The sequence below is a fragment of the Candidatus Acididesulfobacter guangdongensis genome, from assembly GCA_004195045.1.
GTDB lineage: Bacteria > SZUA-79 > SZUA-79 > Acidulodesulfobacterales > Acidulodesulfobacteraceae > Acididesulfobacter > Acididesulfobacter guangdongensis.
On sequence record SGBC01000003.1, the window covers coordinates 351,823 to 369,675 of the forward strand.

General features: G+C 32.2%; 12 protein-coding genes, 1 tRNA gene and 1 pseudogene. 12 read left to right on the forward strand and 2 right to left on the reverse strand.

Translation table 11 applies throughout. The annotated features are described in order from the left end of the window. The first annotated feature begins 102 nt into the window (after positions 1–102). From lpdA to EVJ46_07970, 4 genes are all read left to right on the forward strand, one after another. Entirely contained in the window at positions 103–1,542 is a 1,440-nt protein-coding gene (gene lpdA / locus EVJ46_07955) for a dihydrolipoyl dehydrogenase (protein RZD16113.1), read from the forward strand. Positions 1,543–1,553: 11 nt separating this feature from the next. Continuing rightward, positions 1,554–2,786, forward strand: a complete 1,233-nt coding sequence (locus EVJ46_07960) for an aspartate kinase (protein RZD16114.1) — start codon at positions 1,554–1,556, stop codon at positions 2,784–2,786. 198 nt (positions 2,787–2,984) lie between these two features. Further along, positions 2,985–4,622, forward strand: coding sequence for a citramalate synthase (locus tag EVJ46_07965; GenBank protein RZD16115.1), 1,638 nt, complete (start codon positions 2,985–2,987; stop codon positions 4,620–4,622). A gap of 77 nt (positions 4,623–4,699) precedes the next feature. After that, positions 4,700–5,332 carry a hypothetical protein gene (locus EVJ46_07970; GenBank protein ID RZD16116.1) on the forward strand — a complete coding sequence of 211 codons (633 nt, stop codon included), beginning with the start codon at positions 4,700–4,702 and terminating at the stop codon, positions 5,330–5,332. Here EVJ46_07970 and rfaE2 read toward each other — a convergent pair. Continuing rightward, positions 5,316–5,801 carry a D-glycero-beta-D-manno-heptose 1-phosphate adenylyltransferase gene (gene rfaE2, locus EVJ46_07975; GenBank protein ID RZD16117.1) on the reverse strand — a complete coding sequence of 162 codons (486 nt, stop codon included), beginning with the start codon at positions 5,799–5,801 and terminating at the stop codon, positions 5,316–5,318. The genes EVJ46_07970 and rfaE2 overlap by 17 nt on opposite strands. A gap of 755 nt (positions 5,802–6,556) precedes the next feature. Between rfaE2 and EVJ46_07980 the strand changes: the two genes are divergently transcribed. Both EVJ46_07980 and tatA read left to right on the forward strand, forming a co-directional pair. Then, a tRNA-Ser gene (locus EVJ46_07980) sits at positions 6,557–6,646 on the forward strand. 312 nt (positions 6,647–6,958) lie between these two features. After that, entirely contained in the window at positions 6,959–7,231 is a 273-nt protein-coding gene (gene tatA / locus EVJ46_07985; protein ID RZD16118.1) for a twin-arginine translocase TatA/TatE family subunit, read from the forward strand. Positions 7,232–7,306: 75 nt separating this feature from the next. Here the strand turns inward: tatA and EVJ46_07990 are convergent, their stop codons facing one another. Then, positions 7,307–7,999, reverse strand: a complete 693-nt coding sequence (locus EVJ46_07990; GenBank protein ID RZD16119.1) for a DUF3426 domain-containing protein — start codon at positions 7,997–7,999, stop codon at positions 7,307–7,309. A gap of 754 nt (positions 8,000–8,753) precedes the next feature. On the opposite strand from EVJ46_07990, the pseudogene EVJ46_07995 reads away from it, so the two are divergent. From EVJ46_07995 to fba, 6 genes and pseudogenes are all read left to right on the forward strand, one after another. Beyond that, positions 8,754–8,825: pseudogene (locus tag EVJ46_07995) on the forward strand (DUF4190 domain-containing protein). An 853-nt stretch (positions 8,826–9,678) separates the two neighbouring features. Beyond that, the gene (locus EVJ46_08000) at positions 9,679–10,557 is read left to right on the forward strand and encodes a polyphosphate kinase 2 family protein (protein RZD16120.1); all 879 of its coding nucleotides are present in this window, start codon (positions 9,679–9,681) and stop codon (positions 10,555–10,557) included. 158 nt (positions 10,558–10,715) lie between these two features. Further along, entirely contained in the window at positions 10,716–12,254 is a 1,539-nt protein-coding gene (locus EVJ46_08005) for a Ppx/GppA family phosphatase (GenBank protein ID RZD16121.1), read from the forward strand. 47 nt (positions 12,255–12,301) lie between these two features. Beyond that, positions 12,302–14,050, forward strand: coding sequence for an HD domain-containing protein (locus EVJ46_08010; protein RZD16122.1), 1,749 nt, complete (start codon positions 12,302–12,304; stop codon positions 14,048–14,050). 12 nt (positions 14,051–14,062) lie between these two features. Beyond that, positions 14,063–16,267 (forward strand): polyphosphate kinase 1, encoded by a 2,205-nt coding sequence (gene ppk1, locus EVJ46_08015; protein RZD16123.1) that lies wholly within the window; start codon positions 14,063–14,065, stop codon positions 16,265–16,267. A gap of 405 nt (positions 16,268–16,672) precedes the next feature. Then, positions 16,673–17,596 carry a class II fructose-1,6-bisphosphate aldolase gene (gene fba, locus EVJ46_08020; protein RZD16124.1) on the forward strand — a complete coding sequence of 308 codons (924 nt, stop codon included), beginning with the start codon at positions 16,673–16,675 and terminating at the stop codon, positions 17,594–17,596. Positions 17,597–17,853: the final 257 nt, after the last annotated feature.

Consider the following 17,853-nt stretch of genomic DNA (forward strand, 5'->3'; position numbering starts at 1 on the left):
CTAATAAATTAAGAAATGAATAAAGAAATAAATAAAGAAATAAATTATTAATTAATTATTAACAATAAGTAGTCAGCAATAAATAAATAAACAAAGAGAGGAATGAATATTATGGACAATTTTGATATTTGCGTTATAGGCGGAGGACCTGCGGGCTATGTCGCAGCTTTAAAATCGGCTCTTAACGGTATGAAAGTCGCTATAATTGAAAAAGATAAGCTGGGCGGAACATGTTTAAACAGGGGGTGTATACCAACTAAGGTATTATATTCAAAAGCTAAATTTTTAAGCAGTCTGAAATCCGGCGTGAGCGGTTTTCATATCGATAAGTATAATTACAATTATGAAGATATAATAAATTATAAAGATGAAGTAGTTTCTACATTAGTAGGGGGGGTCGGCAAACTTCTCAAAGCCAGAAATGTCAACGTTTTTAACGGAACTGCTTTTATAGTATCGGCTCCTGTTAAAAAAGACAATATTGCAGCGGTAATTAAAATTAAAGAAAATAATGATAATAGCGAAATAGAAATAGCGGCTTCAAATATTATCATTGCAACAGGTTCGTCTCCTGCAATGATTCCTGCATTTCATATTGACCACGAAAATATTATAACATCCGACGAAATATTAAATATTAAATCGGTGCCTGAGGATATCGCCATTATCGGAGCAGGAGTTATAGGGTGTGAATTTGCAAATATTTTTAATGAATTTAATTCTAAAGTTACCATGCTTGAACTGTTACCGTCTATATTGAGCACCGAAGATAAAGAAATTTCTAAATTCACGCATAAAATACTTACATCAAAAAATATTGAAATAAGGACTTCCGTCGAAGTTGCCGATATATCGGCCGGCGGCAGGGGAGCCGTTGTTTCGTTAAAAACCGGCGAAAATATTGAAGCTGAAAAAGTATTAGTTTCTATAGGAAGAAATCTGAATACCGGCAGTTTAGGTTTAAAAGAAATAGGCGTAGAATTAGATGCCAAAGGTAAAATAAAAACTGATGCGCACAATGAGACAAATATTCCGGGTATTTATGCCTGCGGCGATGTTATAGACGGTCCTATGCTGGCACATAAGGCGTCTTACGACGGCGTTATCGCTTCTGAAAATATTGCCGGCAGAAAGATTGAAAAAAACTATTCCGCGTTGCCGTGGTCTATTTATGTCAGTCCGCCTATAGGCACTGTAGGACTAAAAGAAGGCGATAAAGGATTAGAAAATATAAAGTATAGAGTCGGTCGTTTTTCTTATGCAGCTAACGGTATGGCTCTTGCTATGGAAGAAAAAGAAGGTTTTTTGAAAGTGCTGACGGAGGAAGAAACAGGCAGGATTATAGGTGCTACGGGAATCGGGGCAGATATGCCGGAATTGGCAGCTGAAATTACCGCTATAATGCATTTTAACGGAACTATAAATGATGCGGAGTTTACCATCCATTCTCATCCGACATTATCCGAGATAGTTCCCGAGGCAGTGTTAGATTCAATAGGAGAAGCTATTCATAAATATAATCCCAGAATGTTCAAAAAATAAGAGGTTTATTTATGTCCCTTATAGTGCAAAAATTCGGCGGAACTTCAATGGGGAACGTGGAACGGATAAGACAAGTTGCGTCTCGCGTAATCTGTGAAAAAAACAATAATAATGACGTTGTTGTAGTTGTCAGCGCGATGAGCGGCGAAACAAACAGACTGTTGAATCTTGCTCTTGAAATTGGCGGAACCCATAATAATTTAGCGACTGATATGGTAATATCCACAGGAGAGCAGGTTAGCGCAGGATTGCTGTCAATAGCTTTGAATAACGAAGGGTATAAAGCTGTTCCCATGCTTGCACATCAGGTAAAAATAAAGACGGACGGGACTTACGGCAATGCAAGAATTTTTTCTATTGACGCCGAAAATATAAAAAAACAATTAGAGAATAACAATATAGTCGTGGTCGCCGGTTTTCAGGGGATTGATGATTACGGATGCATAACAACCCTCGGAAGAGGCGGTTCAGATACTACTGCAGTTGCGATTGCAGCCGCTTTAAATGCGGAACGATGCGATATTTTTACAGATGTGGAAGGCGTTTATACTTCTGACCCTTCTATTGTTCCTGAAGCAAGAAGGTTAGATGTGGTTTATTTTGATGAAATGATTGAAATGTCCAGTTTAGGCGCTAAAGTTCTGCAAATTCGCTCGGTTGAGTTTGCAATGAAATATAAAGTAAATCTATTTGTAAAATCAACTTTCGTTGACGGACCTGGGACGCAAATTAAATTTTCAAGTAAAGAGGATAGTATGGAAGAATTGCAGGTTTCAAGCGTTGCTTGCGATAAAGATGAAGCAAAGTTATCTATCAGAGGTATTCCCGATAAACCAGGTATCGCAGCGGCTATATTTTCAAGTATTGCCGATGCAGGTCTGGTAGTGGATATGATAATTCAGAATATTTCGGTTGAAGGATTAACGGATTTAACATTTACCGTTACTAAAAAAGACCTCAAAAAAGCCTTGGAAATTACTCAGAATATAGCTATTAAACTTAATGCGAAAGAGGTGATATCGGATGATAAAATTGCTAAAATATCCGTTATAGGGGTTGGAATGAGAAATCATTTCGGAACGGCATCTACTATGTTTTCCGCTCTTTCTAAAGAAAATATCAACATAATGATGATTTCTACTTCTGAAATTAAAATATCATGTATAGTAGAATTAAAATACGCAGAACTTGCAACGAGGATATTACATGAGACTTTTAACCTCGGAATAAATAATAAATTGTGAACTATAACTAAAACTATAACTAGAATAATAAATTAAGCAATAAAATAAATTTTAATATTTTTTTATCTCTTTTGTTTGCACATATATACAGAAAACAGTAAATTAAACAATAGAATAAATTTTAATAGCAATAATATATAATATTAATCATAATTAATTAATTAATTAACTTATAGAATTGATAACCTGGAAAAAATTTTGAAAAATAATAATGCCAATAAAAATATCGAAATCTACGATACGACCCTGAGAGACGGAACGCAGGGCGAAGGTTTTTCTCTTTCTTTAGACGATAAATTAATGATAGCTGATATTCTCGATGAGCTTGGGGTGCAATTTATAGAGGGCGGCTATCCTTTATCAAACCAGAAAGATAATAAATTTTTTGAATTGTCGTCAAAGAAAAAATATATAAATTCTAAAATAACCGCTTTTGGCAGCACTAAAAAGAAAAATTGCAAAGCATCTTCCGATGCCGGTCTTTTGACATTATCCGATTTAGATATTGAATACGTAACTATTTTTGGTAAATCATGGGATTTACATGTTAAAGAAATTCTAAAAGCTTCATGTGAAGAAAATTTAGAATTAATTGCTGACTCCATAGATTTTTTAAAGCAAAACGGGAAAATCGTTTTTTTTGATGCAGAACATTTTTTTGACGGTTTTAAAAATAATGAAGAATATTCAGTTAAAACTATTCAATCGGCATTGTCTTCAGGAGCGGAAAAGGTTGTGCTCTGCGATACTAACGGAGGTACGCTGCCGCATGAAATTTTAAATATAATCAACAAACTATCCGATTTTTATAATATTGATGTTAATAGATTAGGAATTCATGCGCATAATGACACGGATTGCGCCGTAGCCAATACTCTTTCGGCAGTTTTATGCGGTGTCAGCCATGTGCAGGGAACAATAAACGGTTATGGAGAACGAACAGGGAATGCAAATTTATCGTCTATAATACCAAATCTTGCATTAAAATTAGGGCTAAATTGTATTCCTGAGAATAAATTAAAAGACCTAACCAAAGTATCTCATCTTATAGATGAGATATCTAATAATATTCCTGTTAAAAATAAACCTTATGTCGGAGAAAGCGCATTTGCTCATAAGGCAGGAGTACACGCAAACGCTGTTCTTAAAAACCCGTCGTCTTATGAGCATATAGAACCGTCGTCGATCGGCAATGCACGCAGATTTTTAATATCCGATCTTTCCGGCAAGGGAAATATAGAGGCTAAAGCAAAAGAACTCGGTTTTGATTTAAGCCGTATAAATGAAGAACAGGAAAAAGCACTGCTTAATAAAATTAAAGAAATGGAAGATAACGGATTTAATTTTGAAAGCGCCGACGGTTCATTTAAGATGCTTCTTAATAAATATTCGTCTGAAAAATATAATAATTATTTTAAGCTAATATCATTTAAGGTTGTAATTGAGAAGAGTTCATTAGAAAACGCTGCCGAATACAGTGAAAATAGCTATAACATCTTAAGCGAAGCAGCCGTCACACTTAATATTAACGGAAAAATTGAGCATACAGCTGCTATTGGAAGCGGTCCTGTCAATGCTTTGGATAATGCTTTGAGAAAATCTTTGTTAAGATTTTATCCTGTGCTGAATGAAATGAAGCTGTCTGATTTTAAGGTCAGGGTAATAAACGGACGCAATATGAAATCAGGGACAGGTTCTTTTGTGAGGGTTCTTATAGAATCTTCCGATAAAGCTTCAAAATGGACGACTATCGGAGTATCTGAAAATATTATAGAGGCGAGCTATCAAGCTTTAGCAGACAGCATTAATTATAAATTAATTAAAGAAAATATTTAACCGGCTTCAAGAATAAATAAGTAAGGGTAGTTTTGCTGTAAATATATTTATTTTTAATACTATATAAGGAAAAATTCATGATAGATTTTGATAAAATCAAAGAAAAAGGATTTCTGAAGGCTTTTTTTCTTACATGGAGAAAATCTCTTTTTTCTCCTGAAATTTTTTTTGGAGAGATAACGTCAAGCGATAATGTGCTGCATCCGTATTTTTATGCGGTTATTTTCGGATACATTAATCTTGTATTCTCGTTTTTTTGGGAAATATTTTTTTTTAAAATCGGTTTTTATTCAAATTATTCTTTTTTGCCGAAAATTCCATTATTATTTGCGCATAAAGATACTATTACTTTATTTATAATTTTTGGAATTTTAATATTATTAATATTTTTTGGAATTTTATATAGCTTATTTTTATTGCTGTTGGGTGTTATTCTGCATGGTTTTATCCTTCTGTTCGGCGGTAAAAAACATTTTAGATATACGTTCAGGATAATTTGCTACACTGCGGGCGTTAATATTTTTTCGATAATGCCGATATTCGGGTATAATATAATTTTATCATGGTTTTTTGCTCTTACAGCGATAGGTATTAAAAAAACTGATGATATTTCTACTGCAAAATCAATTATTATCGTTTTGCTTCCTTACATTTTCATATCTTTAATTATGATAACTTTTATAATTAAAATAATTACGGCGAGAGGATAGCGCTTTTTATATTATTAATTATATTGGTAGTAGATTTTCCATTGACATAATCTATAAGGACTACTTGTCCTCCATATGATTTGACTATATCCGACCCTGCTATTTCTTGATTTTTGTAGTCTGAACCTTTTACTAAGTAATCTGGTTTTATTTCGTTGATTAAATTGTACGGTGTATCATCGCTGAATATGACGACAAAATCAACAGGTTTTAAATTTGCAATTATATAGGACCTGTCATCTTCAGTAACTATAGGTCTGCTGTTTCCTTTGAGTTTCTTGACGGATGAATCGCTATTGATACCGACTATCAGAATATCGCCTAATTGTTTTGCTTCATTGAGATATGCGACATGTCCCGCATGAATAATATCAAAACATCCGTTGGTAAAAACTATTTTTTTTGATTTATCTTTCAGTTCGGCAACTAATTTATTTAAGACATCTGTATTATTAATAATTCTATCCATTATTATTTAAATTTATTGCCTAAGGAAATATTGATTAAATATAAGACTATTAATATAAAACTATCAATATAAAACTATCAATATAAGACTATTAATATAAGACTATGAGAATAAATTTGTTTATTAATAAGCTAAAATGGAAATTCTATAATATTGTGCTTGCCTTGTGCTTATGGTGTTTTGATTTATTTATTAATAAGCTAAAATAGAAACCCGCATTATTAAATAAAATAATTTATTTAATAATGCGGGAAAAATGGAGAAAAAGAATACATATCTATAATCTAGCAATAAATATAAATAATGTCAATAAATATTTTAATAATAATTATCAATAACTTTTGTCTTCCCTTTTTTTCTTTTTTTAAAAATAAGAAAATTTAGTCGAGTGTTTTAAATGTTAACAAAAAATTTAATGTAAAAATAAATAACCTTAATCCTGCAATAGAAGGTTATCTGCTCGGAAAAGGTGTCAGATTAATTTTTTTGCAAATATTTTCTTTGTTAATTGAACTACTTCATACTCAAAAAAATAAAATTTGACACCTTTTCCTTATGTTTTGCTTAACCAAGCAAAGAAATGCATAAATATTTTCTATTACATGATTAAGAAATAAAAATAAACTTGAAATTGGTTATTAATAAATGTTAATCTATTAAAGATGTTCCATTGCGATGATTCACCACTGTAAGAATATTAGCAATAAATAAAATACTATATATAATATCCGTAGGGAAACAAATAGTTTTTATAAGGAGAGGTGTCCGAGAGGCCGAAGGAGCATGATTGGAAATCATGTATAGATGTGAGTCTATCGAGGGTTCGAATCCCTCCCTCTCCGCCAGTTTATGGCTATTATGATATCTTTATTTCAGATAAAATAATAATAATATATAAAGCAATGGAATGCTATCCTTGCTGTATATCTGATCGTCTTATTAGCATTATTTAAAAACAAACAGCAGTTTTAAATTTTATTAATTTTAGTTATAAATTGCGAAGAGTTGAATTTATCAAAAACCCAGTAAAAGTATTTCCGCCTTTTAAGGCTGGAGAAGAATTGCTATAATATTGAATGATATTTATAATAGTTAATAATCGGGTGTAAAACATATCGAATAATATGCTATTTATTATGGAAATGGAGGTATAAAAAATGTTTGGTTTTTCTCCTATTGCTATTTTTGTATTGTTATTAGTTGTGGTTTTAGTGTTTGGAGTAGGCAAATTGCCTGAATTAGGAAGCGGTATAGGAAAAGCGATAAAAAATTTTAAAAGAAGCGCGTCAGGACAGGATGAGATAGATGTGACTCCGGAGCCTTCTAAACGGCAGGTTAAAAAGATAACGAGTAACCCTCAAAAATTAACAAAAAAAACAGCTTCAAAAAAAATTTCGTCTAAACGAAGCGTCAAAGTAAAAAAAGCGTAAAACTGCTCCGCACTGATTGAATACTGTACAAATTAAATACTGCAAATTATTTTATTTTTTCTGTTTTTTTCTGTTTTATTTTTTCTTGATAGCATAAAAATGGCTGACGGTTATTGAAAAATTTTTAGTGTCAGTCGGCACATTAAGAAAAACAACCATAAATTTTATAGGGTGCTGCGGCACTATTTCTAAATCGGACATACTTTTTCCGTTTTTATTCTGAAATGCCCTATTAATTGATGTGTTAGACATGGTTTTTAATTTGCTGAGATTTATGAAATTTCCTGCATAGACGTACTTTGTCGCTAAAATTATATTTTTAGAGCTGTAAAGGTTGCATTTTAATTTTACAAATCCTATCGGAAATTTGTTATTATTTGACAAAAATCCGGTTATTAACAGATTATTTTCAGGCAGTACTTTAGATCTGTAAAGTTTTGTTTTCAAATTAAAAATTTTTATATGTATATCGTTGTTTGGATAAAATGTTTTAATAACATAATATATGGAAATAACAGCCGCTATAAATAAAAAAACGTACAATATTTTTTGGCTTGGCGAACGTTTAGCCTTTTTATCTCCGCTATAATTTTTTTTTTGGGATTTATTGCCGTTCGGAGTTGACGATTGTTTCATTCCGCTATTTTGTTCATTAATATTATCATTATCGTTAAAACCGTCTAATATAAAATTAATGTCTTCATCGTCTTTTTTTTTATTTTTATTAATGTCCGAAGAGCTATCGCCGCCCAGAGTCCAGCGTTCCATATGTAATTTGTTAATTAATATTAATAATTAATTTTTATTGTATTTATATTATAACACAATTTGCGTTTTTTTTAAAATTTTATTATTTTAAATCGTATAGAATAGCAATATCTATCTACTAAAAAGTATCCTGTCGTTTAACTAAGAAGCTTATTGACTTATTAATATGTGGTTCACAAACAGCAATTGACTTTTGCGTAAATTAATATACATTTTAACGCAGCTACAGTTGCTTTTATTGCCATGGTGAAGTATAATATTTATATCTGCAATATAATTTGTAGTATTCTGCAGAATCTTATTATTTTATTGGTTTTAAGAAAAGGAGGAAGATAAAATTTTAAAAATTTTATATTTATATTTAAAGAAAAATTTTTTATTTTACTTGTCTATCGGTTTTATATTGTGTTCTTTTGTTTTGTTTAATAACAATATGTTGAGGAAGGTCTATGCCGACGGATTTATGTTTAACATAAGCACACCGAATATAAATTTCAGTATAGGAAGCGGGGTTAATGCTTTTTTTTCTCCATCCTATCAAAATTATATTTATAGCGCTAATGGTATGTTTTATATGTGGGCGGCTGATAATTGGTATTACGGCTTATATCCGACAGGTCCGTGGTATCCGCTTTCGCCTTCTTATACCTATATGCTGCCTGGACCATTAGTTTCAGGTCCTCCTGTAATGCCGCCGGGTCCTCCTGCAATGCCTCCGCCTCCACCGCCAGGACCAGGACCGCAGCCTTTTGGACCGCCTCCGGGACCTCCGCCTCCACCGCCAGGACCAGGACCGCAGCCTTTTGGACCGCCTCCGGGACCTCCGGCTCCTCCGATGGGACCGCCGCCTCCTTCAGGACCGGGACCGCAGCCTTTTGGGCCGCCTCCGGCTCCTCCAATGGGACCGCCTCCACCGCCAGGACCGGGACCGCAGAATAGTCAGAGGTAAAGAGTAGAGTTGCGGTGTATAGATAATATGATGAGTGTTATGGTTTACAAAAAATATTTTGCAAAGTATCAGGAAGCGGATAGAGGGCTGGTGCCCCTCGTTGACTTCAAATCAGTCGTCGCCCCCAATAAGGGCGGGGTGGGTTCGATTCCCATACGCTTCCGCCAATACCGTAATAAATAAGCCTTAATAGGAAGATGTACAACGTTTGACGAAATAAAATAAAAAAATGGCTGTAAAAAGTCAAACTTGAAGATTATTTTTTTCTATTGCATGATTAAGGATATAAAAAATCATTTATTATTTTAAAGAACGGTTGTATAACTTAATAAAGGATTAATTTAATTGATGGTATAAGGGGTATTATGATAGGCTATATAAATTTAGGCATACTTTTAGTTATGCTTGGCTTTGTTATCGGGGTCTATGTTCATACGGACAAAAAGATTAGTCAATTAGACACTAAACTTTCAAATAGAATAGATGAAAACAATAAAGCTTTAACGGATAGAATAGACAGACTATTACGATATACTAGTCCACATGGGATTCAGGGATAGAGAATATCGCAATAAAGCTGCAAATGAATAAGTTCTATTTTAGCCTTTTGTCTCAAAGTTATCAAAAAACGTTTTAAAATATTCGCAATATTTATATGTAAGTTTTAGTATTTCCTGTCCTGCCGCATAGTTTATCTAAATTTAAATAAAAACTAATTTAATTAAATTAAATGAAAATAAAATCAGAAGATTTTTTGGTAAAGGAGGGTGATAAAGTTGACCTGTCAAAATGGTCTTCTTATATTGAACCTCCGTATAAATCCAATAAAAAATACAAAAAACTGCTGGAAGACCACGTATTGCAGCTGAGCGAACTGCAGCAGCTTCACTATGCACGCGGAAAGCATGCAATATTATTGATTTTTCAAGCTATGGATGCTGCAGGCAAAGACGGTGCTATAAAACATGTAATGTCTGGAATCAATCCGCAAGGATGCCAGGTTTTCAGTTTTAAATCTCCAAGCGCGTCGGAACTGCAGCATGATTTTCTCTGGCGCACTACGCGTAATTTACCAGAACGCGGACGCATAGGTATTTTCAACCGGTCTTATTACGAGGAAGTTTTAATAGTACGCGTGCATCCGGATATGCTAATCAATGAGGCAATTTCTGATGGTTCTAACAGTTCTAAAAACTATGCTAAAATATGGCATGAACGCTATCGTTCAATAAATGACATGGAAAAACATCTTTACGCCAACGGTACGCATATTATAAAATTTTTTCTTCATTTATCTAAAGAAGAGCAGCGCAAACGTTTTCTGGCGCGAATTGACGAACCGGATAAAAACTGGAAATTTAGTATGGCAGATATCAAAGAGCGCAAGTTTTGGGATTCCTACATGAATGCCTATGAAGAATGTCTCAGTAATACCAGCACAAAAAAATCGCCATGGTATATTGTTCCCGCCGATGATAAACACACGGCAAGACTTATTGTATCCCAAACACTTCTTGATACTATGAAAGGACTGAAAATGTCTTATCCTGAAGTAAGCGAAGAACGTCGCGCCGAATTACTGCTTATTCGTAAAGAACTTGTAAAGTAGTAGCACAGTGAATATTTTATCTGTCTATGTCTATCCTGCAATGTAACAAAAATGTAATAAAATTGTAACACCGTTGTAACATTAAATATGTTTAAATATAAAAATTAATATAAAAATCATGAAAAATAAATCATAATTAAAAATTAACGAGGATTCTCATGAAAAATTTAGCGGTAATTGATATCGGAAGCAATTCAATCAGTCTGCAGATTTCAGAAATTAAAGGAAAATCTTACGATATTATAGAAGATTATAAAGAAACTATAAGAATAGGCGAAGATGTTTTTAAAACAGGGATTATTTCGGAATCTACAATTCAATCAATTATGACCGTTTTAGAAAAAATGAAAGTTTTAATAGGTAAAAAAACCGACAAGAAAGAAAAACCGTATATAAGAGCCGTAGCTACGGCTCCTTTCAGGGATGCCTCAAACAGCAAAGATGTTGTTAATATGGCAAAAGACAAATTTGACATCGATATAGAAGTTATTGACGGAAATGAAGAAGCCAGAATTGTTGACCTTTATGCTTCTGCTAATTTTCAGATGAGCAAATTAAACGCTCTTACGGTAGATATAGGCGGCGGCACTTTGGAACTTATTATATCTAAAGAAGGTGAAATAACCGACTTGCACAGTATTCCTCTGGGCATGCTAAGATTAAAAAATGATTTTTTAAAAAACAATCCTCCGAAAAACAACGAAATTGAAAAATTAATGAAACATATTGAAAAAACGCTCAAAGATGCGGGTATTTATAAAAAAATAAATAAAGATATAGATACTTTAATTTTTACAGGCGGAACTATAACTAATATTGCGTCTATATACAATAAAAGAGAGCATTTAAGAGACGAAAACGTAAATTTTGTCGATAAAAAATTTATTGAATTTTTTTTAAATGAGCTTAAAGATAAAACATTTGAGGAAAGAAATAACATTAAAGGAATAGATACTCAGAGAACCGATATAATACAGCCTGCAGCTTTAATTGCGGAGATGTTGTTAGATAAAACAAATTGCGACGGTTTTTTTACTATTAAAGGCGGACTCAAAAACGGTTTGACTATCGATACGTTAAATAATCACGGTATAAGGATGCATTTTCAGGAAAATGCCGACGTAAGACTTTCACGCATCTTAGAAATAGGCTCTAAATTTTTCTTTGAAGAAGAACACGCGCGTCGGACAGAAAAAATTGCTAAAATACTTTTTATAAAATTAAAAGATATTTTAAAATTAAATGAGGAAGATTATAAACTTTTGGAGGCGGCTTCGCTTCTGCATGATGTGGGCAGTTATATTTCTTATTACGACCATCATAAACATTCATATTATCTAATAAAAAATTCTGATTTTATAGGATACAGTTCTAATGAAATTAAAATAATAGCTAATATTGCACGCTATCATAGAAAGAGTTTTCCGAAAAAGAGCCAGAAATGCTATGCGGAACTTTCAAGCAAAAATCAGGAACTTGTTCAAAAACTCTCGGCAATTCTCAGAATAGCAGATGCGCTCGATAATTCTCATAAATCGGCTGTTAAAGATATTGATGTGAAAATTGACGACGATTCAATTAAAATTATGTTAAAATCTAATTCAAAAGATGCCGACCTTTCTTTAGAAATTCAAAGTGCAATGGATAAAAAAAATTTTCTGGAATTTATAGCTAAGAAGGAGGTAACAGTAAAATAAAAATTAAAAATTTTGCAATTATAAATATAAGCACAAGCGCATTTAGGATGCATATAAGCGAATATTCCGGTAAAAAGGAAAGGACGATAGAATATCTTGTAAAATCGCTCCCTCTCGGCAAAGATACATTTTCGCACGGTTATATTTCCTTAGATAATATATACAAATCTGTTAAAATTCTGGAAGGATTCGCTAAAAAACTTGACGAATACGATTTATGGAAAAGCTATAAAGCCCTCTGTACAAGCGGCGTCAGGGAAGCCTTAAATAAATATTTTTTTATTGACTATATCAAAAATAATACCGGTATAGAATTAGAAATCCTTGAACCGTCCGACGAGATATACCTAAAATACCTCGGCGTCAAACAGGCTATACCTAAAATATCGGCTTATGAAGAAGACGGCATCTTATTTACGAATATTTCAAGCGGAAATATATTTATAAATATTCTGAAAAAAGATAAGCTTATGCTTTCAGAAGCCTTTCCGTACGGCAATCTGAGGCTTACGCAGATTTTTAAAGATGTTCCTTATCAAAAACAGCATAAGGCTTATGAACAGGATATTAACAAAATGGTGCTGACACTGAAAAATATCAGCGTTAAAAAAATAAGCATCCGGCATATGATAAGTTCAGGCAGCTCCATAGCAGTTCTTACCGATATGCTCAAACCTAAAAAGGATTCGATAGACAGAAAAGATTTAGAAGCTGCATACAGTCAGATAAAAGAGCTTAATTTTTATGAAATAACCGAAAAATTTAAATTAAGAGAGCAGCAGGTTGAAATACTGATACCTACATTAATAACTTATTTAAAAATAATGGATTTTGCAAAAGTAAAGAAATTTTTGTTTACAAGAAATACTTTCCCCTATTCTATGTCTTTATTTTATTCTAAAACGATAAAAGACCCTGATTTATACAATAGATTTAAAAACACGCTGTATCATATCGGCGAAAAATATTCGTATGATAAAAATCATTCAAAAATTGTAACAAAATTTGCATTAAAACTATTTGATAATCTTAAAACAATTCATTCTTTAAAACAAAAAGAAAGAAAGCTGTTAGAGGCGGCTGCCGTTCTGCATGACATAGGCTATATAATTGAAGCAAAAAATCATGAGCAGCATTCTTTTAATATCATTAAAACGATAGATTTTCCCGGCATATCAAAAGAGTTTATCGATATGACGGCTTTGATAGTGCTGATGCATAGAGAAAAGCAAGAAATCTATCAGAACGCAGAGCATGACGGCAATAATTATTTAACAGACAAATTAACAGGCGCTAAAAATAAAAATCAAAATGACTATAAAAAGCCGGTTTTAGATAATCAGTTTAACAACAATATCCAGAATCAAAATCAACATGTTAATAACGTTAATATTTGCAATAATAGAAGCGTTAATAATAAGAATAATAATACTAACTATCATCAAAATTATAAAAATAATTTCGGCTATAATTTCGGTGATTATTACTGGGATTCAAGAGCTATAGGCATAGTCAACGCAGATAATACGAATAATCTGCTTTCTAACTTTTCAATTGAAAAAAAATTAATCATATATAAGCTGGCAAGTATTTTAAGAATAGCCGATTCTATGGACGCAAGCCATAGCCAGTTTATAGACGATTTTAGTGTAACAATCGATTCAAATTGTATTATAATAAAATCACTGGCTAAAAAATATCCTTATTTAGAATATCTTTCGTTTTATCAGAAAAGCAATTTGTTTAAGCTGACTTTCGGCGTAAATATTGAATTTGAAACAGATATTTTATTCTAAAAAATAAATTTTATGTCGAAAGTAAATTCAAATTTGCAAAAAAAATCATCTGAATCTTTAAATCTTAATAACTATCCTTTTGTAAATAGGGAAATCAGCTGGCTTTATTTTAACGAAAGAGTATTATCTAAAGCTGATAGTCAAAATGTCCCCTTATTGGAAAGATTAAAATTTTTATCAATTTTTTCATCAAATCTTGACGAATTCTACATGATAAGGGTTGCAGGCGTTAAAGAGGTTATAGACGCAGGGTATGCTGTTTTAAAAAGTATTGTTGTTAATGAACCTGCTCCGCCGGAATTGCTTAAGCTTATTAATATATTAGCGCAGCAGCTTATAGACAAACAGCAGAATATATTTTTGAAATTAGTAAAAACTTTTAAATCTAAAAAAATTGTTTTTATTTTGACGCCAGATGAAATTGGTTCAGACATAATTGATTTAGCGGAAGAAATATGGCTGCAGGAGATAATGCCCGCAATTTCACCTGTAATTATAGGACCGGCGAAACCATTCCCGTTTGTATCTAATAAATTAGTCAGTATATTTGCAGAACTGCACAAAGGAGGAAATAAGTATTACGCAATAATTGTATTGGAAAATTTAAAGAGAATATATAAAATTAATTATAATAATACATTATACATAATATTTGCCGAAAATATTATACTTAAGTTCATAAACAGGATATTCAGCAGTTATACAATTCAAAATGCTAATACTATGAGAATTACCAGAAATGCTGATTTTGATATAGCGGAGGATGCCGAAGACCTGTTAGAAACTATAGAATTTGAACTTTCTAAAAGGAAAAAAGGAGATGTTGTCAGGGTTGAAACCAATTCCGTTTTAGATTCAAACGCTATGTCATTCCTTAAATCAAAATTAGATTTTAGCGATATAGACGTATTAAATATAAAATATACGATTGATTTAAGCTGCCTGAGCGAATTAAATATAAACAGAAAGCAATTTTTATATAAACCTTTTAAACAATATTTTCCTTCGGATATCCATCTTAATTCTTCTATTTTTAAAAGAATTAAAAATAAAGATATTATTTTATACAGACCATACAATAGCTTCAGTATTATTTCAAAATTAGTTGAAATTGCATCGGATGATATTAACGTAATTGCTATTAAGATGACGCTTTACCGTACAAATAAAGATTCCTCCATTATAAAAAGTCTTATAAATGCGGCTAAAAAAGGGAAACAGGTAAGCATTATAATTGAACTTAAAGCCAGATTTGACGAGGAAAAAAATATTGAATGGTCAAAAGTTCTGGAAGATGCAGGATGTATAGTAACATACGGGTTTCTTGAATTAAAACTGCATACTAAAAATTTATTAATAGTAAGAAAAGAAAATAAAAAAATTGTCAGATACTGTCATATTTCTACCGGAAATTACAATGAAATAACCGCTAATATTTACACAGATGTAGATTATTTAACGGCAGACGAACAGATAGGTTCGGATATTACTAACTTATTTAATAGTTTAATGGGATATTCGGAATTTGGAAATTATAAAAGAATCACTGTTTCTCCCGGGATGATAAGAAACAGATTAATTGAATTAATCGACGGAGAAATTATTAATGCACATAAAGGGTTAAATGCAAAAATAGTTGTTAAGGTCAATGCTCTTACAGATAAAAAAATTATATTGAAATTATATGAGGCATCAAAGGCGGGCGTAAAAATAATTATGGTCATACGCGGCATTTGCTGCTTGGTGCCGGGCATAAAAGACATCAGCGAAAATATAATCGTAAAAAGCATGGTAGGTAGGTTCCTTGAACACCCCAGGATATTATATTTTTATGCGGGAGGAGAAGAAAAAACATTTATTTCTACCGCTGACTGGATGGAAAGAAATATGGACAAAAGAATTGAATTGTTATTAGAAATACAAGATACAGAAGCAAAAGAAAAATTAATGACAATTTTAGACTGTAATATGAGGGATAATTATAACTCATGGATACTTGACCAAAGAAGATATGTAAAATATGGCAGGACTGCGATGCGTGATGATAAACAGGATGAACTTCACAATAAAATTGCAGAGTTTTATTTAACCGGCGTAAACAAATATAATCTAATAGACGGCGATATTGCAGATGATATAAAAGAAGTGGAAGAAAAAGAGAAAACTGTTAAGTATTTTGATTGCCAGAATAGATTAGGCGAAATTTTCAAAAATTAAAGATAAAAAATATGATATAATTAAAAATATTGCAAAGCATTTAACTAACGTTGCCGATATAGCGGAAAAGGTGTCAGATTGGAAAAGGTGTCAGATTAATTTTTTTTGCAAATATTTTCTTTGTTAATTGAACTATTCCATATGCAAAAAAAATAAAATCTGACACCTTTTCCTAATATTTTGCTTAACCGAGCAAAGAAATGCATAAATATTTTCTATTGCAGGATTAAGGATTATAGATTTCACTTGCACTTGTGATATAATAATACATATGTTAATAACGGCGGCAAAAAAGTTTTCGGCATATTGACAGATGCAATACAACATACACATGAAAAATCTAAATTTATTAGATTTATGAATAAAACTTATCTAAATTAACTAATTATATTAACGGGAGGTAATATGCCTTTAGTATCGGCTAAAGAAATACTTGATGACGCAAATAAAAGAAATTACGCCGTAGGAGCTTTCAATATTAATGACATGGAATTTTTAAAGGCTATTTTTTCTGCGGCGGAATCTGAAAAGTCGCCTATTATAATTGCTGCGAGCGAAGGAGCTATTAAATATGCAGGAGCTGAAATGCTTTATGCTATGACAAAAACGCTGGCGGACAAGACTAAAATACCTGTTGCCCTTCATTTAGACCACGGTTCTAATCTTAATTCCGTTTTAGTTGCGATTAAAGCAGGCTTCACTTCGGTTATGATTGACGCTTCACATTATCCGTTTGAAGAAAACCTGAAAATAACAAAGCAGGTCGTCAGCGTTTGCAAACCGCTCGGAATTTCGGTAGAAGCGGAGCTTGGAAGATTAAAAGGTATTGAAGATAATGTTTCCGTTGCAGAAAGAGACGCTGTTTTGATTAATCCTGACGAAGCTAAAGATTTTGTTGAATCTTCAGGAATTGACTTTCTTGCTCCGGCAATAGGAACATCACATGGAGCATTTAAATTTAAAGGTGAGGCAAAATTAGACTTTGAAAGATTAAAAAAAGTAAAAGAACTTACCGGTATTCCTCTTGTTTTGCACGGCGCTTCATCTGTCCCGGAAAGAGCTTCTAAAAAATTTGAGGAATTCGGCGGAGATTTAAAAGGAGCAAAAGGCGTTCCTTTCGATGTTTTAAAAGAAGCAATTAAATATGGCATAAATAAAGTAAATACCGATACTGATTTAAGGATATCTTTTCTGGCAAAGGTGAGGGAAAGCATATCGACTGATAAGTCTCAGATAGACCCTAGAAAAATTTTCGGTCCGGCAATGGAATATGTTACAGATATAATAAAAGAAAGAATGAATATTTTGGGATGCGCAGGCAAAGCATAATTTCGCAAAAAAAACACATTATAAGCTATTTATTTATATAGATATAGACTATGTGCTTATTTTAATAAAGGTCAGTTTGGTTTTTTCCTACAGATTTAAATACCAGTGGTAAGAATGTTTTTATATTTTATATTTATTAGAAAAAAATAAACCTGACCTTTTTTGTTTTAAGATGTTGTGTTTCTATTTTTGAAAAAGTGCAATTTTTTTTGCAATTTTTATTTTAATATATCGCATTCAGCTGAGACAATTGTCCG